Here is a 23,628-nt window from a genome sequence, read left to right as displayed (position 1 = left end):
GATCCGACCATCAGCTCCCGGGCTCGAAACGCCCCCCATGCTTCGCACGTCACCGCAGAACCGTCAGAGCCACAGGAGACCTCACTCTCCCGCATCGTGAGAAATCAAGAGGAGGCACATGCACATCCATGGCCCGAGACCTCGCCGACGGCGTCAGCTCTCGACAGCGATCCTGGTCGCCCTCACGGCGGCCGTCCTGCCGACCGTGGCCCAGGCAGCGCCCACCACCTCCGCCGGCGCCCATGCCGCATCGGCCGGACCCAAGCACCACCACAAGCCGCGGGTCATCCTGACGAACGACGGCGAAGTCGACGACATGGACTCCTTCATCCGATACCTCTACTACTCCAACGAGTTCGACACCGCCGGAATCGTCCTCACCAGCTCGCGGTTCCACTGGGCGGGCAACGGGGACACGGTGGCGCCGTACCGGTGGACCGGGGACCAATGGGTCGACGACTACCTCGATCGGTACGCCGAGATCTACCCCAACCTGCGCAAGCACGCGGACGGCTACCCCACCCCCGCCCGGCTCCGCTCGCTGTACAAGATCGGCAACATCGAGAATGTCAGCGACACTTCCAAGCCCACGGCCGGGTCCGAATTGATCAAGGAGGCCATCCTCGACGACAAGCCGGGGCCGCTCTACGTACAGGCCTGGGGCGGACTCAACACCGTGGCTCGTGCACTCATGTCCATCCAGGAGCAGTACCAGGGCACAAAGAAGTGGTCCACCATCCAGCGCAAGGTCAGCAACAAGCTGGTGCTCTACAACATCCTCGAACAGGACGCGACCCTCAAGGACTACATCAAGCCCAACTGGCCGGACGTCAAGGTCATCGACAACCAGTCCCAGTTCTGGAGCTTCGCCTACCTGTGGAAGAGGACCGTCCCTGAACCCTTCCAGTACACACTCCGCGCCCCGTACATGGAGAACAACTTCCTCAACGGACACGGACCCCTGCTGGAGCAGTACCGCACCTACCGGGACGGCAACCCGACCCCGGGCGACGACGAGAACAACCGCTGGCGCCCGGAATCCAGCTCCGCGAATCAGAACGCCGGCTACGACGTCCACGACTTCATCTCTGAAGGAGACTCGCCCGCGTTCCTGCACCTGCTGGACTTCAACGGGCTGCGATCCTCCGAGGACCCGGCATACGGAGGATGGGGCGGGCGCTTCACACCCAACGCATCCGGGTGGATCGACACGTCCGACGCCAACCCGTACACGGGGAACGCAGCGGACCGCAACTATCCCCAGACTCGCTGGGTCGAAGACATCCAGAACGACTTCGCGGCCCGCGCCACGTGGGGAAGCACGCGTTCCTACGCCGACGCGAACCACAACCCCACGGCCTCGGTGAAGCCCGGCACCGACCTCACTGCCAGACCCGGAGCCAAGATCACCTTGAGGGGCAGTGCCACAGACCCCGATGGTGACCGCGTGTCGTACAAGTGGTGGCAGTACACCGACGCCGACACCTACCCCGGGGACGTCGCCCTGACCGGGACGGACACGCGCAACGTGTCCTTCACCGTGCCGGCCGATGCCGCGCCCGGATCCACCATCCACATCGTCCTGGAGGCCAAGGACAACGGCACTCTCGCGCTCAAGCACTATCAGCGCGTGGTCGTCACCGTCTCCAAGAAATAGCAGTCGGCCAGTCGGCCGACTCAACGGATTCGCCAGAAGGGAGCAAGGATGTTCAGATGCACGCCGTCCAGCCGCCGGCCCATGCGTCTTGCCAACGCGCTTGGCGTGGTCGTCTTGATGACCATACTCTTCGGAGCCGGCACTGCGTCACCCGCACTAGCGCGAGGTGACGGTTCCGGCGAGGGGAAGCAGGAGAAACCGCGCATCGTCCTGATGAACGATCCGGAACTCGACGACCAGAACACCGTCGTGCGGTATCTGCTTTACAGCAACGAATTCGATACGAAGGGGCTGGTGTACGCGAGCAGCGGAGTCCACTGGGCCGGCGACGGCAAGGGGACCAAGTGGTTTGTGCCCGGACGCGAGTACACGCGCTTCGGACTGAACCTCTGCCCGTGTGAATCATGGCGCTGGAAGCCTGGCGAGCGATTCATCAACGACGCCGTGGACATCTACGCGAAGGTCTACCCCAACCTGAAGAAGCATGCCAACGGGTATCCGGCACCGAAGGACCTGCGCTCGAAGATCTTCAACGGAAACATCGAGTTCGATGGGGACATCTCTAAGGACTCCGACGGGTCGAACCTCATCCGACGCCTTCTCCTGGACAAGTCCAGTAAGCCGGTCTATCTGCTGACCGGCGCCGGGCAGTCGACGATCGCGCGTGCACTGAAGTCCATCAAGGACGAGTACTTCGGGACGCCCGAATGGCCGGATGTTTACCGCAAGGTGTCCCATAAGGCCGTCATTCAGTCATTCGGAGACCAGGACGGCATGTACGGCAAGTACATTCAGCCCAACTGGCCCGACGTGAAGTTCCGTCAGATGTCCACCAGCATCTGGGGCTACGGAGCGCGCTCCGCCGTTCTGCCGGGCGATGCGAAATACCTGTCCACCGAATGGACCAAGGCCAACGTGTCCGGCGTCGGTCCGTTCGGGAAGTTCTACAGGGTGTGGGGCGACGGAGAGCAGATGGTGCCAGGCGATATCTTCGACTACTTCGGGTTCTCAGGCCTCACCACCGAGCAGTTGAAGGCCATGGGTTATATCGTTTGGACGCCCCCGCAGGCGAAGGGATCGTGGATCTCCGAGGGAGACACATCCATCTATATGAACCTGATCCAGAATGGGCTTCGGGCAGACGTTGACCCGAGTTGGGGCGGATGGGGCGGTCGCGCCGGTACGGACATCGGCACGAACGGCGCGCCGTCAACCGATTACGCGAGCGCTCGATGGTTCGGCGCGGCCCAGGAGGACTTCGCCGCCCGCCTCAAGTGGACCGTCACGGACAAGTACAAGCACGCCAACCACGAGCCGATCGTCAACGTCCAGGGGCGGCTCGACCGTACTGCGAAGCCGGGAGAGAAGATCTCGCTGACCGCGAAGATCAGCGATCCCGACAAGAACAAGCTCACGGCCAAGTGGTGGCGGTATGCCGATGCCGACACCTATGACGGTACGACGCCCGTGCGGGTGGCTGAGGCGCGCAACGGCAACTTCTCCTTGGCGAAGGTCACTGTTCCGGCCGACGCTCAGGTCGGCCAGACCGTGCACTTCGTCTTGTCGGTGACGGACGATGGCGGGCTGACCTCCTATCAGCGAGTCGTCGTGACCGTTGTCTGACCACCCTGAGGTAGCAGGTCGGTCGCGGTAGCCGACAGGCGGCCCGGCGCACCACTGGTGCACCGGGCCGCCTTCCGCTTGTGCGCGCGGCCGGAGTGGTCTTTGAACCCGCATGACTTCGTGCATGTGTGATACGGCCCAAGGGAAGGCGAGCGCGAAGTAGAGTGCGATGAAGGCGACTTGGCCCTAGCCTGCCCAATCAGGCAGGTTTCGGACACTTCACGCCATTCATGGGTTTTCGGAGAAAGGTGCGTACTATGGGCGCCTACCTGTGCCCTCCCGTCGTACTACATGGCGAACATGTCGTGGAGACCGGCCAGATCCTGGCGGAGGTACGAAGCCGGCATCCGCAGGCGCCGTGGCTGCGACGGATCGACGGCATCGCCGCGAGTACGGGGATCACCTCCCGCGGTTGGATGCTGCCGCTGGAGACAGCCACCGCGCCCAGCAGCGGGAGCGGCCTGCGAACTTTGGGCGCCGGCCCCGCCCGTGCGGCACTGGCCGGCGGCGGGTTCACCGACCAGGAGGTGAACCGCGTGATCGCCGCACTGGAGGCGATACCGGCGCCGCAGACCATCGAGGAGCGCACCGCGCCGGCCTGGGCGGTCGTGCAGACCTACGGGGAGCGCGCAGCCCGTGGAGCCCTTCGGATCGCCGGACTGGATACCGCCGACGTCGACTGTCTGATCACCAGTCACTCCACCACCCCGGCCCTGCCGGGGCTGGACCTGACCCTGCTCAACCGGCTTCCGCTGCGTAGCGACGTGCTGCTGCTGCCGGCCACCCAGTGGGCCTGCATCGCCGGCACCCGATCGCTGGCGCTGGCGGCCGATCTGGTCGCCGCGGACCCCGACCGGGTGGTGCTGGTCGTGATATCGGAGGCGCTGAGCACCACCTACCAGCCCGCCGACGACACGCTGGAATCGCTGATCGTCCGGCTGCTGTTCGCGGATACCGCCGTCGCCGTGGTGGTCACAGGCCGCCCCAGAGCGGAGTCGGTCCTGCGCCTGGATGCGGTCTGGCATCACACTCTGCCCGGCACCGCGGACCTGCACCGACTGGAGACGCGGGCCGACGGTACGCATTTCGTGATGGACCGCCGTGGACCGCGCGCCGTGCAGGAGACGGTCGCCGCGATGTGGGAGTGGCTGCGCGTGCGCCACCAGGACGACGGGCACACGTGGCATCCAGATCTGCTGCTCGCGCACCCCGGTGGCACGCGGGTGCTGGAGTACATGGAGCAGACGATGCCCGACGGCTGGCCGGCGGGGCTTTTGGCCTACAGTCGGGACAGCTACACCACGGGCAACCGCGGCGGTGCCGCCGTGCTCGACATACTGCGGCGCGCGCACGACGCCGGCCAGAAGGCAGGCAGTCGCACGGTGCTGTATGCGGCCGCGCCCGGGCTCACCGCCACGGCCGTGGAGGGGGAGTGGCTGTAGCCGAGGCTCGCCGCTCTCGTTCCGGCACGGGCGCTACGCCTCCAGTTCCGCCCAGACGGCTTTGCCGGTGTTGGTCCACCGCACCCCCCAACGTGTGGTGAGCTTATGGACGATGTACAGGCCACGCCCACCCTCGTCGAGTGGCTCACCGCGGCGCATGCGCGGCCGGACATTGCCGGTGTCGCCGACCTCGCATGACAGACGGCTCCCGGCCTTCACCAGCCGTACCGTGACGGGCCCGGTGCCGAACCGGACGGCGTTGGTGACCAGTTCGCTGATCACCAGCAGCGCACTGTCCCGGGTCTGGTCGCTGGTGTGCCATCGCCGCAGGAGGGGGGAGGCCAAGGCGCGGCTGCGGGCGGCGGTGTCATCGCGGGCGGGCAGGTGCCAGGTGGCGGTGTCCCGGCTGCGGCGGCCGGCCATACGGGCGAGCAGCAGGGTCATGTCGTCGCGCAGGCGCCCCTGCGGTGCCAGACCGGCGACCACGCGACGCGCGGCCTGCTGCAGATCGTCCCAGGGATGCACCTCGCGCACCACGTCCGTCAACCGGCCGATGCCGTCGTCGATCGAGGCTGCCGGATCCTCCACCAGACCGTCCGTGTAGAGGACGAGGAGGGAGCCGGGCGGTGCGGCGAACTCATGCTCGTCGAACGGCTCCCGCACGGCGAACACGGCTCCCAGGCCCGGATGCGGCTGCGCCGTGACGGTCTCGGCGGACCCGTCCGGATGGATGAGGACGGGGGGCAGATGGCCGGCATTGGACATCACCACCCGGTGGTCGACCGGATCGTAGACCGCGATGCAGCACGTCGAGCCCAGCGCGCTGTATCCGGCAGCCAGGCCCGTGTCCGTGTCGTCCAGGAGCGTGACCGTCTCGTCCAGACGCTCCAGCACTTCTCCGGGGCCCATCCCCGCCGACAGCAGCGCGCGGGCCTCCATGCTCAGCTGGCCCATGGCCGCCGCGGCCCCCAGACCGTGCCCCACAACGTCGCCGACCACCAGCGCGGTACGGTCACCCGGCAGCGGAAAGCTGTTCACCCAGTCACCGCCGACGCCCGCGCTGTCGGGGGTGGTGGGCTCATAGACGCTGGCGACCTCGATGGCGTCGCTGCCGGCCCGCGGCAGCAGCCGGCGCTGCAGCGCCAGGACCTGGGCGTGCTCACGCTGATGCTGCCGGGCCAGGTCCACATGACGGGCGGTCTTGGCCACGAGTTCTTGCAAGTCGAGCAGCTCGCCGGCACGGAAGGGGCGCTCCGGGCGCCGCCAGACCTCCGTCATGCCCAGCACGATGGGTCCGGGCGTGCCTTCCGGTCCGTCCACGACCAGCGGTATGCAGGCGACACTCACCGGCCGGTTGCCGGGCACCAGGGCGCGCACCAGCCGCGGATCGTTGAGCAGTGCCTGCTCGATCGCCTCACGGTCGGGAATGACGATGGCCTGCGGCATGTCGTCGCGCATGACCGCACCGGCCAGCAGACGGCTCGCTTCGCGGGGAAGGTTGTCCCCGGGAGTCAGGTACCCCTCGGGCCAGGCCCGGTCCGGCACCAGGGCCGCCCGCCGCAGCCGGATGCGCTCCTGCGCCTGCTCGGTGACCGCCTCGCCCGTCCATACGGCGTAATCCAGGTCGACGGCGGCTACGTCTCCCCATGCCAGCAGGGCCTGGGCCAGGGACAACGCGGTCTCCCCGACGTCCAATGACGTCCCGATCGCGGTCGCGGAGGCGTACAGGTGCAGCCGCTTGGCCATGGCGATCAGGGAGACTGTCAGACCTTCCCGCGGCGGTGCGGCCGGCAGGATGCTCATCGAGACCACCAGATCCGTCCCGTCGGCCCGCCGCAGACGCTGGACCCGGGCGACGTGCGCTTCTCGCGTCTCAAGAACCCTCTGCAACCGTTGCGTCACCGTCGGTACGTCCCCGGGTGGCAGCAGATCGGTGAAAGCGGCCCCTGACGCGACACTCACCCCCGCGAAGGGAGCAGCCTCCAGATTGCAGCCGGTGATCCTCAGATCCCGGTCGAGGTTGACCGCCCCGAGGATCTGTTCCCGACCTCCGTTCTCCCCACTGGTGCCTGAAGACCGACGGGCGGGGTGCTCGGCCGGTGATTCGGCAGGGCCTTCGGCCGCCGTTGTCCCGGCCCTCGGGATGTAATCCGCCAGAGCGTCGCTGACCATGTCGAAGGGCGAAGCGGAGGAAGAGGAGGGTGTGGGGTCCATGCAGCTCCCCAGCTCGCTGACTCCGGCACGTGCCGGAAAGTAATCCCGAGTCCGTGCGGTCAAGCTCCGAGATCCTCACCGCACACCTCATGAGTAACATAAATTCCCGGCTCACCGAAGGGGTAAAGGTGAGTAAAAGAACACAAACAGTTGGTAACGGTCGGCTGTGATGTTGCTGCTCATGCGGTCACGGCGCTAGCTGACCGGTCTTACGTCGAAGCGCGCACCGCTGACGGGCAGCCGGGGTTCGGGGACCACCGTGGAGTGATAGCGGGTCTCACCGGTGTGGGCACGTTTCCGGTAGGCCGAGGGGCTGAGGCCGTAGGCCGACTTGAACCGGCGGGCGAAGTACGCGGCGTCCTCCCAGCCGAGTTGTGCCCCGATCTGAGCGATCGGCTGGTCGGTCTGCACGAGGAGCCGGGCCGCGTACTGCTCGCGCAACCGGTTGAGGTATGCGATGGGCGGGATTCCCAGGTCGCGTTGGAACAGACGCACCAAGTAGGTGCGCTCCGTAGCGGCCTCCCCGGCCAGCTCGGCGAGAGTCCAGGGGTATCCCGGGTCGGCTTCCAGCAGCTCCACGGCTCGCGAGACACCTGGATGGAGCGGGGCAAGCGTACGTCGGTGCATGGCGTGCTCGCCGGACCAGGCACGGTTGAGGATGTCGAGGTAGATCAGTAGGTGCCCGACGATCTGCATACGCGAGCGCTGTGCGGTCATGTCGGTCATGCTGTGCAGTTCACCGATCGCCATGCTGACGTCACGGGGCGGAAGCTGGACACGCTGTGGCAGCGGCAGGCTCGTCGAGTTCACGGCCCGTATGAGCGGAAGTTCGGCATCGAGAAAGGACAGGGTGGTGTCGAGCAGTTCAGGAGTGATGAAGCTGTCGAAGACCGTGAGATCTTCGCACTCACCGTAGGCGTGCCATTGGTTGGGCGGCATCACGACGACGCTTCCTGGACCGATGGGGTGGTCGCCGTCGGCTGCGATATGGACACCGTGGCCCTGGGTGACGAGCGCGATCTCGAAGAAGTCATGGTCGTGCGCCGCCACGTCGGCATCGAGACGGTGGCGGTCCGCCCAGACCGGTAGGCCGTCCGGATTGAACACGGTGGCGCGCTCGTAGCGGGGCTTCCTTCGTTCGCTGGTCAATTCTGTCCTGCTTCCCTCAGGCCAGGCCGCACAGTTTCGGCTCGACTCTTCAATACAGTCCCCGTCGGGATCGCGCAACGGTGTCCGGCCGAGAACTTCCGGCGGCTTCGTATCGCCCGGGCCGGTCGACGGTCTGCTGCTGAGGGTCGACGGTTTCTACGGGCATCCCTCGGAACACTCGCTGTGCCCTCAGATGCTGGAGGGACGCCGTCCGCCCGCCGTGCATGCCGCTCGGTGTGTCCTCAACTTCTGGCCACCGCAGAGTGATTCCTACCGGAGCGAGTCATGATGCCCCACTCCGGCGGACGGGCAATTTCGTCCTACTTTTGCTCAATCCCCGCCATGGTGGGCCGCATTGTCGGTGACTAGCGTCACCGCCGTGAGTCTGTACCACTACGTACTGGTGAACAACCTCCACTCCGTGATGTGGCTGAGTTGTTCGGGTTGAATGGCGGGGACCCGGCGGTCCCACCACGCCGCTTACTGGTCCTTCTCCCCGCCCCGGGCGACCCCCGGTGAGAAGGTGTTGGTCCGGCCGCAGAGGGACGGAAGAAGCTGTCCATTCCGTGAGCCAAGAGGGACGTCACACCCCGAACAATCACACACGCGCCAAGTGTCACCGACATGAATTGCGGCCGGCTGGAGATCCCGAGGGTCTTCATCGGCCGCCCTCCCGAGAAGGACAGGTCGAACCGTGGTGAGCATCAGCGAGGTCGCCGCCGTGCCCGAGGAGTCGGGTACGGTCCAGAGCCCACCGCCGCGACGAAAACGCCCTGGCTCAAGGGCGCTCCGCCGAATCTGGCGAGACCGCGCGTTCCTGCTGCTCATGGTGCCGGGAGTGATGTACTTCCTGGTCTTCCACTACGGGGTGTTCTTCGGGAACATCATCGCCTTCAAGGACTACATACCTTTCAACGGGTTCTCGGGCAGCCCCTGGGCGGGCTTCAGAAACTTCACGGACCTGTTCGGCGACTCCGATTTCTGGCGCGCTGCCCTCAACACCGTGGAGATAGCGTGTCTGCAGCTGGTCTTCTTCTTCCCGGCGCCGCTGGCCTTGGCGCTGCTGTTGCACAGTCTCACATCGAACACTCTGCGACGAGTCGTCCAATCGATCGTCTACCTGCCCCATTTCATGTCCTGGGTGATCGTGGTCGCCATGGCCCAGCAGATGCTCGGCGCCACCGGTGTTCTCAACTCGGCGCTCTCCGGAGCCGGATTGCACACCGTCGACATCATCGGCGATCCCGAACTCTTCAAACCACTCACCGTCCTTGAGGTGATCTGGAAGGACTGTGGCTGGGGCACCATCATCTTCCTGGCCGCTCTCACCCAGGTCGACGATCAGCTCTACGAGGCTTCGGCGATCGACGGGGCAGGGCCCTGGCGGCGGTTCTGGCACATCACCCTGCCGGCCATCCGCCCCATCGTTCTTCTGCTGCTGGTCATGCGGATCGGCGACATCCTGTCCGTCGGCTTCGAACAGATCCTGTTGCAGCGTGACGCGGTGGGCGCTCAGGCCGCCGAGATCATCGACACCTTCGTGTACTACAAGGGCATCGTCGGCGGCAACTTCGGCTACGGCGTGGCAGCCGGGCTCTTCAAGGGAGTCGTGGGAGCGGTCCTGGTCTTCACCGCCAACAAGGTCGCGCACCGTCTCGGAGAGCAAGGGGTGTACAAATGAGCGTCGTCTTCGGGACCCGCGCCGGCCGCGGAGTGAAACGACCCGGCCGCCCGGCGTGGATGGAGAAGCCCCGCAAGATCACCTTGGCCGCAAAGGCGATCGCTCTGGCCGTGATCGCCGTCCTCGTACTGGTGCCTTTCCTGCTGGTGATCGCGACCTCCCTGGCCTCCCCCAAGGAGGTCATCGACAACGGTGGCTGGGTGCTGTGGCCCGAGAACCCGACCCTCGACGCGTACCGGGACATCTTCAGCGGCTCCGTGGTGACGCACGCCCTCTGGGTGAGCATCGGGGTGACACTCCTCGGCACGGCCGCCAGCATGGCCTGCACCGTCATGCTGGCCTACGCCCTGGCCCGGCCGAAGGTGTTCGGGGGCAAGCCGGTGCTGCTGCTGGTGCTCTTCACCTTCCTGTTCCCGCCGGGAATGATCCCCACCTATCTGATGGTCAAGAGCCTGGGACTGCTGGACAACTACCTCGCGCTCATCGCGCCGATGCTCATCAGCGTCTTCAACCTGGTGGTTCTCCGAGGCTTCTTCCAGTCCATCCCGGAGGAACTCTACGAAGCCGCCCGGCTCGACGGCGCCGGCAACGTCCGGATTCTGCTTTCCGTGGTGCTGCCGTTGTCCAAGGCCGCACTCGCCGTGGTCGCCCTCTTCTACGCCGTCGCCTACTGGAACTCCTGGTTCCAGGCCTCCATCTACTTGAGTGACGACCACTGGCCGCTGCAGCAGGTCCTGCGTACCTACGTGCTGAGCGGCGCCCAGCTGAGCGACTCGAACGGGGCAGGCGATTCCGCGATGTCCGCCCCACAGACGATCCAGATGGCCGTGCTGGTCGTGGCGACCGTCCCGATCCTCCTCGCCTACCCGTTCCTGCAGAAGTACTTCGCCAGGGGCGTACTCACCGGCGCCATCAAGAGCTGATCCGGGCCGTTGAGAGCCGACCCCGGTCCCATCTGCCCGCGCGCAGAGCGAGAACCGTCCTCCACTCTCGCCGCAGCCATCTCCGTCAGCGAGCGCGCCGTGCTGCAGCTCGATGCTCGTCCCGAAAGGAACCCACTTCCGTGCCAGACATCTCACGCCGCTCCCTGCTGCGCTCCATCGGAGTGGCCTCCGCCGCGGTTTCCGCCCCCTCGTTGCTGACCGCCTGCAGCGGTTCCGGCTCGGCCGGCGACATCTCCAACCGGGGCGTCGAACTGGCGCCTTGGCCGACCTACATCCCGAAGGCCGGGCCCACACCGGAACTCAAGGGCAGCCCGCAAACGGGAGTGCAGGACGCCTATCTGTCGTATCCGTCCAAGCTGACCAAGGGCACCTCCGACATCCCGGGCGATGGCTCCACGCTCAAGGTCATGACGATCACATACGGGGTCGTACCGAAACCCGAGGGCCAGAACCGCTACTGGCAGGCCATGGAGAAGGCGCTCGGAGTGAAGATCGACTTCACGCCGGTGCCGGCTGCGGACTTCCAGAGCAAGCTGTCCACCGTCATGGCGGGCAACGACCTCCCCGACATCCTCAACATCGTCAACAACACCGTCGCTCATGAAGAAGAGTTCGTCCTCAAGACCATGACGAACCTCTCGGAGTTCCTGTCCGGGGATGCCATCAAGGACTACCCGAATCTGGCCAACCTCCCCACAACCTCATGGCAGGCGGTGGGCCGGTTCCGCGGCGGCATCTACGGGATTCCGATCCAACGCCCCAGGCCCAGCGCTGCGTTGTGGATCAACGCAACGGAATTCAAGCAGCAGGGATACACGGCCGATGGATTCAGCCGTGACGACTTCACCCACGCCCTCTCCTCGCTCACACGCGGAAGGAAGTACGGAACCGGCGCATCGAAGGACTGGCCGTTCGGCTGGATCGCACACGCGCAGTCCCACGGAATACCCAACACCTGGTCCGCATCGGATGGCAAATTCACGTCCTACTATGAGAGCGGCCACTTCACGGAGATGCTCTCCTACCTGAGATCGCTGTGGAAGGAACGTCTGTACTTCCCGGACTCTCCCTCGATCTCATCAGTCGACCTCAAGACGCGCTTCTACAACGGCACGGTGCAGTCCTACATGGACAGCTTCAGCGCGTACCTGACCACGCTCAAGCTGGTGCAGGACTTCGAGGCCGTACCCATGGTCCCGTACGTCGCCGAAGGAATCACCCCGAGCGCCTGGTCCAGCCCCGGCCTCTCCGGCTACACCGTCATCAACAAGAAACTGTCGAAGGCGAAGGTCAAGACGGTGCTGCGGGTCCTGGACCACCTCGCCTCACCGTTCGGCACGGAGGAGTACCAGTTGATGCACTACGGCGTGGAGGGCGTCCACTTCACGTTCAGCAAGGACGGGGATCCGACGCCGACCACGCTCGGCAACACCGAGAACATCACCAACCTGCCCTTCTACTACCTGTGCGACGCCCCGCAGGTGCTGTACGTTCCCGGTGCGCAAGCCGGCGTCCGGTCCCTGTATGAGTGGGAGCAGAAGGTCTGCCCCAAGATGCTCGACGACCCGTCGAAGGGTCTGCGCTCGGCGACCTGGACGACGCGCGGTGCCACACTCCGTCAGGAGATCAACGATGCCATCACCGGAATCGTCACCGGTCGGCAGCCCGTCAGCGCGTGGGACTCGGCCGTCAAGAAGTTCAACTCCGGCGGTGGCGACAAGACCGCCCAGGAGTATGCCGAGGAGCATGCGGCGAACACGACGAAGTGAGCCGCGGTGAATGCGCGCAGCGTTACGTCCTGCGTTCGCAGGTCAATACTGTCCTGTTTTCCCTCAATCCCGACCGCACAGCTTGAGTCCGACTCTTCAATACAGTCGCCGTCATGATCGAGCAACGGTATCCAGAGACGAGCTTCCGGTCGCTCTCGTACGCGTGGGGGTGCTGCGCATGAGCGGGCGTGAGGTGATGATTGCGGCCTACTACTTCCCGAACTACCACGTGGACCCGAGGAACGAGCAGTGGCACGGCGAGGGCTGGACGGAGTGGGAGGTGTCGAAGAAGGCCACTGCGCGCTTCGAGGGGCATGTACAGCCCCGTGTCCCCCTGCGGGGCTACGAGGACGAGGCTGATCCGGCCGTCATGGCCGACAAGGTCGAGATGGCTACCCGGTACGGGGTCGACGCCTTCATCTTCGATTGGTACTGGTACGGCGGACGCCCCTACCTGGAGCGTCCGCTGGAGAAGGCGTTCATGCCTGCCGCGGCCACCCGCGACATGAAGTTCGCCGTCATGTGGGCGAACCATCACTGGACCAACATCCACCCGTGGAAGTCCGGGACGAGCGCCACCCAGTTGGAGTCGGGAAGCGTCGACGCGGCCCAGTTCCGGGCCGCCACGGACTACCTTCTGGAGCGGTACGTCAACCACCCGGCGTACCTGCGCCTCGACGACCGCCCCTACCTGTCCATCTACGACCTCCCCACTCTCCTCGACGGGCTCGGTGGTGTCGACGCCACGAAAGCCGCGCTGGACGATCTGCGTTCGCGCGCCGAGAGGGCAGGGCACGGCGGCATCCACCTCAATGCCGTCGCACGCGACCAGCCGGTCCTGCCGCAGGACGGCATGACGCTCGACGAAGCCGCCCTGCTGAATCGTCTTGGTTTCGACAGTGTGACGTCGTACGTCTGGGTACATCACCATCCGCTGCCGACCTTGCTCACCCCGTACTCCGATGTCCTGGAGCAGGCCGAGAAGGGATGGGAGGCGCTCGCGGCCAGGTTCGACCAGCCGTACTACGCCAATGTGACGGTCGGGTGGGACCCGTCACCGCGTACCGTGCAGTCAGACCGGTACAACCCCGCCCTCGGCTATCCCCACACCAACATCATCTCGGACTGCACTCCGGAACAGTTCGGACGAGCACTTGAAAGGGCGCGGTCGTATGTCGAGAAGACCGGGACTCCGTTGGTGACCGTCAACGCTTGGAACGAGTGGACCGAAGGCACGTATCTGGAGCCCGACACCGTCCATGAGTACGGTCATCTGGAGCAGATCCGCCGGGTGTTCGGCACCCGCCGCTGATGCACATCCCCTGCGGCCCGGCTCTTGCGCCCCGCCGACCCGAGCCGCAGGTCGCTTCAGCGCGCCGCTGCCCGGCCGCGTGCTGCCGCACCCGGAGCCCCGTCAACCCTGATCGACGGAGACAGTGATGAACCGCGCTCATCAGCACGACAACGTCCCCAACTCGCCCTCTCCTCGTCCGAAGGCCCTGTTGGCCATGGCGCCCGAAACCCTGCGAACCCAGTTCGGCGAGGGCGAGTTGGCGCGACTCCGTGGGCTGGCCGCCCTGGACGTCCCGATCATGGTGGACGAGCTGAGTTCACCCGAGGCCCGGGCCCGTCTGGGCGAGGTGGAAGTGCTGGTCACCTCCTGGGGATGCCCGCCACTCGACGAGGGCGTGCTTCAGGCGGCGCCCCGACTGCGCGCCGTCTTCCACGCCGCGGGCAGCGTGCGAGGCATCGTCCGGGCGCCGGTGTTCGAACGCGGGATCCTGGTCACCCATGCGGCCGGGGTGAACGCCGCGCCGGTGGCGCTCTACACGGTCGCCGCGGTGCTCTGGGCATTCAAGAAGGTGCCGTTCCTGGCCCAGGACGCGCGCCGGTTCCGTGACGACCACTCCTACCGCGATCGCTGGGGCGTGCTGAGCGGTCACGATCGCACGGTGGTGATCGTGGGTTTCTCGCGCATCGGACGCAGGGTGGTCGCCCAGCTGCGCGCGCTGTACGACGGGCCGATCCTGGTGGTCGATCCCTATGCGGATCCGGCCGAGGTGATCGCGGCAGGTGCCCAACCCGCCGAACTGGCCGAGGCGTTGCCGCACGCGGAGATACTGTCCCTGCACGCGCCGGCCCTGCCCGAGACCCGGCACATGATCGGCGAAGCCGAACTGGCCGCCCTCCCACCCCATGCCACGCTGATCAACACCGCCCGGGGCATGCTGGTCGACACCGCGGCACTGGAACGCGCCTGCGTCTCTGGGCGGTTGGATGCCATTCTCGACGTCACCGACCCTGAGCCGCTGCCTGCGCACTCACCGCTCTACGACCTTCCCAATGTTCTCATCACTCCGCACATCGCGGGTTCCCAGGGCCCGGAGACCCGCAAGATGGCCCAGGCGGCGCTGACCGAACTTGAGTGCTACTGCTCCGGCCTGCCGCCGATCAGCCCGATCACCCTGCAGGGCCTGACCGTTCAGGCATGAGAACGCCATGCAGCGCAGGGTGACCATCCGGGATGTCGCACGGGAGGCCGGGGTGTCCATCGCCACCGTTTCCAACGTCCTGAACCGCCCGGGCATCGTGGCCGCTGCCACCCGGATGCGCGTACAGGACGCGATCGACGCGCTGGAATTCGTACGCACCGAAGGAGCGCGGCAGTTGCACGGGCTGTCCGCCCCTGTCATCGCCGTCATGCTGCCGGAGACGGCCGCCCCGTCAGGCGTCGAACTGACCCGCGGAGTCGAGCAGGAAGCAACCGGCCTCGGCCTCGGCGTGCTGATTCACTCGGGCCGTCAGGAGCACGCGCAGCCAGCACGCTACGTGAACTTCCTGGCCGCTCAGCGGATTCACGGCGTCGTGCTGATGGCGGGCGATCGAATCGATCACGCAGCGAAGGCACTGCACGAACGCGGCCTTCCCTCGGTGATCGTCGACGACCACCATCCGCGGGATGCCGCGTGTTCCCTGGAGACGGACGACGCCGCCGGAGCGTCCGACGCAGTTCGGCACCTCCTCGCACAAGGGCACCGGACCATCGCCTATGTCGACGGCCCCGCGTCGCGCCGTTCACAGCACCGCCTGCAGGCCGTGACGCAGGCGTATTGCGCGACCGGAGCCACAGGTGCGGGCTCGCTGACGGTGCGGGCCGATGCCCTTACCTGCGAGGCCGGCAGGCAGGCGGCGGACGGATTGCTGGCCGGCCCCCGTCGGCCGACCGCGGTCCTCTGCGCCGATGTCGCCCTCGCGTCGGGTGTGTTGCAGGCTCTGTACGAGGCCGGCCTCAGGGTGCCCGATGACATGGCCGTGGTCGGATTCGACGACGGGGTGCACGGAGCGTCAGCCGTCGTTCCGCTGACGACGGTGCAGCGGCCGATGGCGGAGATGGGCCGACAAGCCGTCCGTATGCTGCTGCGGAAAACCGCTGCGCCCCTGGCCCATGAACACGAACACCTGGTCATGCGGCCCGAGCTGGTGGTCCGAGGGTCGTCGCAGCGTGCGAGCACGGCGGTCGGCAGGTGACCGGATCGCGGATCAACATCCTCCTACCATCGGCCAATCCGCGCCGCCTGTCGGCCCGCTTCTCCTCGTTAGGGTCAGTATCTGTGGCGCGGCCACGATTCTCGTTCGTGTGACGACCACGCGAACCTCGCCACAACTGAACAACCGACACCATGGGATGTCTGACAGCCCGGATTGGAGCACTGGAACACGTGGCAACTCAACGCGACACCGCCCTGGACATCCTCACGACCGGCGTGGACAGCTTCCGCGACCACCTCCAGGAGTCCGGCGAGCTGCACGACCCCTGCTTCGGCGAACCCACCCAGTACGGCACTGCCTATCACGCCTACGGCAACGCCGTCCTCGCGCTGCTCGGCCCGCCGGAAGAGCGGCCGGACCGCCTCGACCGAGCCGTCCGCGGCATCACCGTCGCGCTCGCACACACCGGCAACCCCGAACTTGCCAACTTCGCATCCGGGTTCGACCGCATCACCGGTAGTGTCACCGACCGCGTCAACCACCGTGACTTCACCTGGCCGCCGATCCTGAAGACCCTCCGCATACTGCCTCGTATCGGCGCGGACGCCGACACGGTCCGTGCGCTCCGGGACCAGGTCTCAGCCGTCGACCTGGAGAAGTCGTTCAAGTTCCGCCCGCCGTGCAACTGGGCCGCGGTGTGGCTGCGCGGCGAATGGATCCGCTACCGCGAGGGCCTGTCCGGGCACACCCGCGAGGACATCGACCGGCTGATCGCGGTGTTCTTCGAGGAACTCATCGACCTCGACCTCGGCTTCTACGCCGAACCCGGACTCCCCAACTCCTACGACCTGTTCACCCGCCTCCACCTAGCGGGAATCCTCGCCGACGGCTACGACGGCGCGCAGCGGCCCGCCCTTGTCCGGCTGCTGGAGACCGGACTGCTCCGCTCGCTCGACATGCAACTCTCCGACGGCTCGATGGCCTCCGCGCACCGCAGCACCGGGCAGAGCTGGACCGTCGGCCAGCAAGCGGCCTTCTTCACCCTGGCCGCGGGCTGGTTCGCGGGCGACGGCGGCAACCAGGACCTGGCACATGCCGCCCGCACCGCCGCCGTCCGGGCCGTCCGGTTCCTGGGCCAACGCCAGCGCCCCGATGGGCCGTTCAGCCCGGTCGACAACCTGCTGCCGCCCGCACTGCGCGTCGGCTACGAGTTCTACACCGCCGACGCCCACTACTCCTCACTCGCGCTCGCCTTTCTCGCCGACGCCCTGATGGACGGCTACGGCGGTGCCGAGTGGCCTGAGGAGCCGGCCCCGGCGTTCGACGCCCGGGACACGGTGCGCATCGAAGGGGCGCCGATCTTCCGGGCGGTCGCCCACCGCGGCGCTGTCAGCGTCCACCTGGACGGCGACCCGGCCGAGTCGTACGACGCCTTCGGCATCGCCGATCTCGTCTTCGGCCCCGGCCGCAGCCTCGGCTTCGGCGTGGCCCGGGCCACCGTCGGCGACGGCCGGGCGGCCATCGGCCTGGCGCTGCGCCCGGGACCGGGCCGACAGCCCCTGGAGGTGCTGTCCGCGCGCCGCCACACCCCGTGTGTCCCGACGGTCGCCGAGCCGCACGGGGTGCTCGTCCTGGACAGCACGATCCCCGCCACCGGCAGCCTGCCCGCCCGCCGACACCGCATGTCCGTCCACCTGCTGACGGACGGCCGCAACGGCATCGAGGTCGAGGAGTCGGCACCCGGTGCGGACGCGCACCCGACCCTGTTGATCCCGTACCCGCTCGACACCGGCGCACCAGACCACACCGCCGTCGAGCGTCTGCCCGACGGCGTACGCCTGCGCCTGGCCGACGAGACCGTAGAGATCCGGGTGAACGGCGGCATCGCCGGCCTCGCCGTGGTCCCGGCCGGCTGGGAAGGCCGCCGCGGCCTGTACGGTCTTGCACGGCTCGACCTGCCCGGCCCGGCGGACACGGTCCGCTACCGGATCACCGCGACCGCCTGATCATGGGTTCTGCTTGGCCTCTCGACAGCCGGTGGGCGAAGTGGCCGGTCGGCGGGAATCACATGCTCGATGCGGCAGAGCAGCAGGCGATCCGGCCGGCCGTACAAGCTGGACCATGTTGACCGGCCCACCGTGTGTGAAGGGTGACTGCCCTGGCCTTGGCGTTCGTTTGCCCGGTCTGAGGACACGGCGTCGCCATCTACCGCAGAGCGGAGACACGTTTTTCATGACCCTCCCAGCCGAGCGTGCAGCTTATGAAGACGAGGACACGACCGTGCAGGTTGTCGAACTGCACACTGCCGATGATTCCGGGCTGATTGCAACGGGAGCCTGCAGACCCTTGCTGGCCTGGCGGTTGCACGCGGAAGATCCGTTGTTTGCGCAGCGAAGCTACGAAGTCGAGTGGACCGCCGATGACAGCTTCCGTGCGGGCGTATGCAGCAGTGGCGTGGTGCGGAGCGACCGGAGTCACGACATCGAGATGCCGGGACCTCCGCTACGCAGCAGGGAGGTCCGCTGGTGGCGTGTGCGTGTCCGAACCGATCGCGGATGGACACCATGGAGCAGCCCCGCTCGTGTAGAGGCGGCGCTGCTGGATCAGAGGGACTGGTCGGCTCGCCCTGTCGCACTGGGTGCCGACATCGGCCGCGGCACAGCAGGGCCCGCTCAGCTGTTCCGCCGTGAGTTCAGGATTCCCATGAACTGGCGATCCGCCCGCCTGTATGTGACCGCGCTCGGAGTGCATGACACACGCCTCAACGGGGTGGCCGTGGGCGAGGACCTGCTGGAGCCGGGCTGGACCAGCTACGGACACCGGTTGCTCTTCTCCACCTATGACGTCACGTCGCTGCTCCAACCCGGCGCCAATGTGATCAGCGCAACGGTGGGGGACGGTTGGTATCGGGGCACGCTCACGTGGCAGCCGCACCGCAACGTCTACGGAGATGCCTCCGCGCTGATCGCCCAACTCGAAGTCGAGCTGGACAACGGGGAACGGCTTGTCGTGTCCACAGACCACGCCTGGCGGGCTTCCACGGGCGAGATCACCTCGGCGGGCCTGTACGAAGGAAGCTCCATCGATCTGCGGCAACGCCAAGAAGGCTGGGAGCTGCCCGGCTTCGACGACGGCACATGGGAGTCGGTTGTCACGCTGGGCCTGCCCGCAGGGCTTGAGCAGCGGGCCATGCCCGCCATCCGTGTGATCGAGACCCGGCCGGCTGTCCTCTTTGCTCGTCGGCATCGGATACGGGTCGACACGGGCCAGAACCTCACGGGATACCTGCGCATCACCGCCGCGGGAGGTCGCGGCGCCACCGTGGTGGTACGGCACGCCGAGGTCGTGGACGTGAACGGCGAACTCCACACCGTCGCCCTGCGGGGCGCCACTTCCACTGACACATACGTCCTGGCCGATGAGCGCGCCACCGTCCTCAGCCCCGCTTTCACCTTCCATGGCTTCCGCTACGCCGACATCGCCTTCGATCCGGGCGTGACGATCCACGAAGTGGAGGTTGTCGTCGTGGCGTCCGACCTCACCTGCACGGGCGCCTTCTCCTGCTCCGATGAGTCCATCAACAAACTCTTCGACAATGTCCTGTGGTCCCAGCGGGGCAACTTCCTGTCCCTGCCTACCGACTGCCCGCAACGCGACGAGCGTCTGGGCTGGACCGGGGACATACAGGTCTTCGCCTCGACGGCTTGCCACATTTTCGACAGTCGCTCGTTCCTGCGTAACTGGCTGCGGGATCTGGCGGCCGAGCAGCGTAACGACGGTTGTGTCCCCAACGTCGTTCCCGACGTGCTGCACTTGGTGGACGCCGGCGACTTGGAGTACGGCAGCACCGGGTGGGCGGATGCCGCCGTGATCGTGCCCTGGGCGCTGTACGAGGCGTACGGCGACATGGATGTGCTGGCGCGGCATTACGACTCCATGCGGAGATGGGTGGACTGGAGCCAACGGCAGTTGGACAGCGACGGCATATGGTCGAGCGGGTTTCACTTCGGTGACTGGCTCGATCCAGGTGCTCCGCCTGAACGTCCCCACGAGGCAACCACGCCGACCGCCTTCGTGGCGACGTCCTACTTCGCTCACGGCGCTCGCCTCCTCGCCCGGATGGCACGGATCCGCGGCCGCGACCAGGATGCGGAGCGCTACGCGGCGATGGGCGACGCGGCGGCCAGGGCGGCGTGGGCACGATACGCCGACGACGCCCTCGGCACACAGACGGGTTGTGCCATCGCCTTGGAGTTCGGCATCGCGCCAGAGGACGATCGCAGAGAGATCGGAGAACGGCTGGCGGACCTGGTACGGACCGCCGAGGGACGTATCTCCACCGGCTTCCTGGGCACCCCCCTCGTGCTGCCGGCGCTGACGGCTGCGGGGCAGCATGAGCAGGCGTACCAGTTGCTGTTGAACGATCGATGCCCGGGATGGCTGCACCAGGTACGCCATGGAGCGACGACCATATGGGAGCGATGGGATGCCATAGACGAGTCGGGCACCATCCACGCCGGTGACCTGGGCAACGGCGCGTCCATGATGTCCCTCAACCACTATGCCTATGGAGCCGTCGCGGCTTGGCTGTTCCGCGTGGTCGCAGGGCTGGCACCCGACGCTGAGGCCCCGGGCTACCGCAGGATCGTGTTCGCTCCTGTCCCGGGCGGGGGACTGACCTGGGCCCGGGCGGAGATGAAGACCCGCTACGGCGCAGCCGCGATCCGCTGGGAAATCGTTGCAGACAGCGCGTCGTTCATTGCGGACATCGAGATTCCGAGTGGGGCCTCGGGTGTGTTCGTCCTGCCGCCCGGCACCCGAGAGCCCGTCAGCGGCGGTGCTGAGCCCTTTCCCCGCGTGTACGGTGCTCACGGCCGAAAAGCGATGACACTAGGGCCGGGGCGTCACCGGTTGGTACTCGACGCTCGGTGTGAGTGAGCGGCGCCCGGCGGAGCGTGATGTTCCTGGTGGTAGGTGACCTCGGGGTCGTACAGGCGTCTTTCGATGTCGGCGAAGAACGCCTCCGGGGTCAGGTCGTCGGGCAGCCCCTCGACCTCCAGGAACAGCGGGCTGAGGAACGCGGCAGGGTCGAGCGGTTCGGCGTAGCGCAGGATCGGCTCCCCGGTGTGCGGGTGCGACTGGACGCCGAAGAACTCAAGTCAGCCGGCGACGCGCTCGCCCGGCTGGCTTGAGCCGGCTCCCGAGCAGGGCGGCCCGCTGAACGGGCGCGACAGCCGCCACGTGCGCTGGGGCGCCCCGCACGCTGTGCGGGGCGTCCACCCGAGTGGGCCGCGACGAAAGCGGTCCGCGGAATGCGGGCATCGATGCCGCCGAGACGGTGCGGCGCCCAGGGTTGCTCAGCCGAAGGCGACCCGGAACTTCCGGTTCGCCAGGCTGGGGTTCTTGGTTCGGACGTCCTCGACCCGAGCCGCGTCGAGGACGGCGGACGCCACCCCGGGTGCCTCGCCCGCCGAAGCCGCCACATGGCCCATCGGGTCCACGATGAGGCTCTGGCCCGTGCAGACGGGGCCGGTCTGACCACAGGCCAGGACGTACGCGGTGTTCTCGATCGCCCGGGCACGGACCAGCGTGGTCCAGTGGTCCTCCTTGGCCGGGCCGGCCACCCAGGCGGCGGGGACGACGAGGGCCGTGGCACCCGCGTCGACGAGGAAACGGGCCATCTCCGGGAACCGGAGGTCGTAGCAGGTCATGACGCCGAAGGTGACCCCCTCCAGGGTGAAGAGCAGCGGCGCGGGCGCATGGGCCTGGACGCGGTCCGACTCGCGGTACCCGAAGGCGTCGTACAGGTGGACCTTGCGGTACACCCCGAGCGGACCGCCCGTCCGGTCCACCGCGATGACGGTGTTGCTGGGCCGCTCGCCCTCGGCGGCCGGTGACTCGGTCATGCCCGCCACGACGGCGATGCCGTGCCGCTCGGCCAGCGTGCCGATCGCGGTGGCGAACGGGCCGTCGATCCGCTCGGTGTGCGGGACGATGTCCGCCTGGGGATCGGGATGGGAGTACATGGCGTTCTCGGGCAGCACGACGAGCTGCGATCCCTGGGCGGCCGCCCGCCCGATCAGGGTTGCGGCGGCCTCGATGTTGGCGGCCTTGTCGGGGGTGGCGTTGAACTGGCCGACGGTGGTGAGCACGGTCTGTCTCCTAGCGGTGCTGGTCGAAGGCAGTGGTGAGTGCGGTGGTCTCGACGAGGGCCGTCCCGAAGCCGGCCATGAGGGCGCCGTGCTCCATGGTGAGGACCAACTGGTCGGCCCCGTGCGCCAGCGCGAACTCCCTTTCCGTCGTGGACCAGGCCGGCAGCACCCATGGCTTGCCGGAGGCGCGGGCCGCGTCCGCCACCGTCCGCAGGTCGGCGAAGTCGTCCGCGGATCGGGTGTAGGCGCCCCGGTCACGGCGCATGGACAGGTCGCTGGGGCCGACGAAGACACCGTCGACCGTGGGGAGCGCCAGGATGTCATTGATCTCCTCGATGGCGCCGGCGTCCTCGATCATCGGGTACACCCGGGTCTCGCGGTCCTGCCGTGCGATCCAGTCGTCGTCGAAGCCGCCGTACCGTGCGGTGCGGCCGCCGGCGAAGCTCCGGTCGCCCAGCGGTGGGAACTTGGCGAAGGCGCAGACAGCGGCGGCATGCGCGGAGTTCTCGACATGGGGGATGACGACCGCGGTGGCGCCGAAGTCGAGAGCTTGCTGGATCGGTCCCCGTTCCGGTCCCAGCACCTTCGCCAGCACATCGAGGTTCAGCTGCCGGAGGTACGGAATGAAGCGTTCGAGATCGGCGAGATCGAAGGAGCCGTGCTCGATGTCCAACACCACCGCGCCATACCCGAGCTGGGCGACGATCTCGGCTGCGGCGAAACTCGGGCCGGACAGCCAGGCGGCGAATCTGCGGTCTTGCTCAGGCACTGCGGGGACTCCTCAGAACTCTGGTATACCCTGGGTATACATGACAAAGGGGCGAGATGAACTGGTCATTCGACGAAAACCGGCCTGTGACGGCCGGTGAGCGGGCCTACCAGTGGGCGAAGGAGGCGATCCTCGGCGGACGGTTCCCCGAGGGGTCGTTCCTGGAGGAGAAGGTGGTCTCCGACGAGGCGGGGGTGTCGCGGACCCCGGTGCGTGAGGCGCTGCACCGATTGGCGGCGGAGAGATTCATCGACCTGCTTCCCCGGCGCGGTGCCCAGGTGCGGAGAGTGACGGCCGAAGAGCTGGTCGAGACCTACGAGATGCGGCAGGTTCTTGAGATCCACGGCTTCAGGATTCTCTGTGAGAAACACATCGAGATTCCGGCCGAACTTTCCGCATATCTGGATCAGATGGAGGATCCGGACCGTTTGGCACGGTGCCGGGCCGGGGATCGCGACGCCATCGCCGAACAAGCGAAGATGGACTTCTTCTTCCACTATTCATTTGTGAAGGCGACCGGAAACAGCGTCCTGATCGACCTCTTCACGAGCCTCCAACCGAGGCATCAGAGGATCGGGGTGCGAGCCGTGTCGGTCCGCCCCAAGCGGCTGTCGGTCATCGGTCCGGAGCACCGGGCGCTGCTGGAGGCGCTGACCGTGCACGACTTCGACGCCGCCGAGCGCACACTGCGCCGCCATCTGCAACCGGACGAGAGAGTGGTCTCGCATCTGCACTGACC

General features: G+C 67.0%; 17 protein-coding genes. 13 read left to right on the top strand and 4 right to left on the bottom strand.

Features of this window, described 5'->3' with window-relative positions; genetic code table 11:
• The first annotated feature begins 118 nt into the window (after nt 1-118).
• The 3 genes from ACFYTE_RS19220 to ACFYTE_RS19210 all read left to right on the top strand — a co-directional run bounded on the left by ACFYTE_RS19220 (nt 119) and on the right by ACFYTE_RS19210 (nt 4,722).
• On the top strand, nt 119-1,657 hold the full coding sequence (locus tag ACFYTE_RS19220; RefSeq protein WP_388711403.1) for a nucleoside hydrolase-like domain-containing protein: 1,539 nt from the start codon (nt 119-121) through the stop codon (nt 1,655-1,657).
• 81 nt (nt 1,658-1,738) lie between these two features.
• Nucleotides 1,739-3,280: a nucleoside hydrolase-like domain-containing protein gene (locus ACFYTE_RS19215; RefSeq protein WP_388711400.1), complete on the top strand. Its 1,542-nt coding sequence runs from the start codon at nt 1,739-1,741 to the stop codon at nt 3,278-3,280.
• A gap of 257 nt (nt 3,281-3,537) precedes the next feature.
• Nucleotides 3,538-4,722: a type III polyketide synthase gene (locus ACFYTE_RS19210; protein WP_388711397.1), complete on the top strand. Its 1,185-nt coding sequence runs from the start codon at nt 3,538-3,540 to the stop codon at nt 4,720-4,722.
• 33 nt (nt 4,723-4,755) lie between these two features.
• Here ACFYTE_RS19210 and ACFYTE_RS19205 read toward each other — a convergent pair whose 3' ends face one another.
• Together ACFYTE_RS19205 and ACFYTE_RS19200 are read right to left on the bottom strand one after the other, a co-directional pair.
• Nucleotides 4,756-6,936 (bottom strand): SpoIIE family protein phosphatase, encoded by a 2,181-nt coding sequence (locus ACFYTE_RS19205; RefSeq protein ID WP_388711394.1) that lies wholly within the window; start codon nt 6,934-6,936, stop codon nt 4,756-4,758.
• A gap of 195 nt (nt 6,937-7,131) precedes the next feature.
• Nucleotides 7,132-8,085, bottom strand: coding sequence for an AraC family transcriptional regulator (locus tag ACFYTE_RS19200; RefSeq protein WP_388711391.1), 954 nt, complete (start codon nt 8,083-8,085; stop codon nt 7,132-7,134).
• 826 nt (nt 8,086-8,911) lie between these two features.
• Here ACFYTE_RS19200 and ACFYTE_RS19195 point away from each other — a divergent pair.
• The 9 genes from ACFYTE_RS19195 to ACFYTE_RS19155 all read left to right on the top strand — a co-directional run bounded on the left by ACFYTE_RS19195 (nt 8,912) and on the right by ACFYTE_RS19155 (nt 21,160).
• Nucleotides 8,912-9,766 carry an ABC transporter permease gene (locus tag ACFYTE_RS19195; RefSeq protein ID WP_388711620.1) on the top strand — a complete coding sequence of 285 codons (855 nt, stop codon included), beginning with the start codon at nt 8,912-8,914 and terminating at the stop codon, nt 9,764-9,766.
• Entirely contained in the window at nt 9,763-10,689 is a 927-nt protein-coding gene (locus tag ACFYTE_RS19190; protein WP_388711388.1) for a carbohydrate ABC transporter permease, read from the top strand. Before ACFYTE_RS19195 ends, ACFYTE_RS19190 begins: the two co-directional genes overlap by 4 nt.
• 140 nt (nt 10,690-10,829) lie before the next feature.
• Nucleotides 10,830-12,479, top strand: coding sequence for an extracellular solute-binding protein (locus tag ACFYTE_RS19185; RefSeq protein ID WP_388711385.1), 1,650 nt, complete (start codon nt 10,830-10,832; stop codon nt 12,477-12,479).
• A 178-nt stretch (nt 12,480-12,657) separates the two neighbouring features.
• Nucleotides 12,658-13,791, top strand: a complete 1,134-nt coding sequence (locus ACFYTE_RS19180; RefSeq protein ID WP_388711382.1) for a glycoside hydrolase family 99-like domain-containing protein — start codon at nt 12,658-12,660, stop codon at nt 13,789-13,791.
• 127 nt (nt 13,792-13,918) lie between these two features.
• On the top strand, nt 13,919-14,971 hold the full coding sequence (locus ACFYTE_RS19175) for a hydroxyacid dehydrogenase (protein ID WP_388711379.1): 1,053 nt from the start codon (nt 13,919-13,921) through the stop codon (nt 14,969-14,971).
• A gap of 7 nt (nt 14,972-14,978) precedes the next feature.
• Complete coding sequence (locus ACFYTE_RS19170; RefSeq protein WP_388711376.1) at nt 14,979-16,007, top strand: LacI family DNA-binding transcriptional regulator; 1,029 nt, start codon at nt 14,979-14,981, stop codon at nt 16,005-16,007.
• Between the two features lie 191 nt (nt 16,008-16,198).
• Nucleotides 16,199-17,974 carry a hypothetical protein gene (locus tag ACFYTE_RS19165; RefSeq protein ID WP_388711373.1) on the top strand — a complete coding sequence of 592 codons (1,776 nt, stop codon included), beginning with the start codon at nt 16,199-16,201 and terminating at the stop codon, nt 17,972-17,974.
• Nucleotides 17,975-18,200: 226 nt separating this feature from the next.
• Complete coding sequence (locus ACFYTE_RS19160; protein WP_388711370.1) at nt 18,201-20,906, top strand: family 78 glycoside hydrolase catalytic domain; 2,706 nt, start codon at nt 18,201-18,203, stop codon at nt 20,904-20,906.
• Between the two features lie 20 nt (nt 20,907-20,926).
• The gene (locus tag ACFYTE_RS19155) at nt 20,927-21,160 is read left to right on the top strand and encodes a hypothetical protein (RefSeq protein ID WP_388711367.1); all 234 of its coding nucleotides are present in this window, start codon (nt 20,927-20,929) and stop codon (nt 21,158-21,160) included.
• Nucleotides 21,161-21,325: 165 nt separating this feature from the next.
• On the opposite strand, the gene ACFYTE_RS19150 is transcribed toward ACFYTE_RS19155, so the two are convergent.
• Together ACFYTE_RS19150 and ACFYTE_RS19145 are read right to left on the bottom strand one after the other, a co-directional pair.
• Nucleotides 21,326-22,120, bottom strand: coding sequence for a carbon-nitrogen hydrolase family protein (locus ACFYTE_RS19150; protein WP_388711364.1), 795 nt, complete (start codon nt 22,118-22,120; stop codon nt 21,326-21,328).
• Nucleotides 22,121-22,130: 10 nt separating this feature from the next.
• A complete protein-coding gene (locus ACFYTE_RS19145; RefSeq protein ID WP_388711362.1) occupies nt 22,131-22,889 on the bottom strand; it encodes an HpcH/HpaI aldolase/citrate lyase family protein in 759 nt (252 codons plus the stop codon).
• Between the two features lie 56 nt (nt 22,890-22,945).
• Here ACFYTE_RS19145 and ACFYTE_RS19140 point away from each other — a divergent pair, with 56 nt between their 5' ends.
• Nucleotides 22,946-23,626 carry a GntR family transcriptional regulator gene (locus ACFYTE_RS19140; RefSeq protein WP_388711359.1) on the top strand — a complete coding sequence of 227 codons (681 nt, stop codon included), beginning with the start codon at nt 22,946-22,948 and terminating at the stop codon, nt 23,624-23,626.
• The last annotated feature ends 2 nt before the right edge of the window (nt 23,627-23,628 follow it).

Origin of the sequence: Streptomyces sp. NPDC004629, assembly GCF_042873595.1 — a bacterium.
Classification (GTDB): domain Bacteria; phylum Actinomycetota; class Actinomycetes; order Streptomycetales; family Streptomycetaceae; genus Streptomyces.
This window is presented reverse-complemented; position numbering and strand designations above follow the sequence as displayed.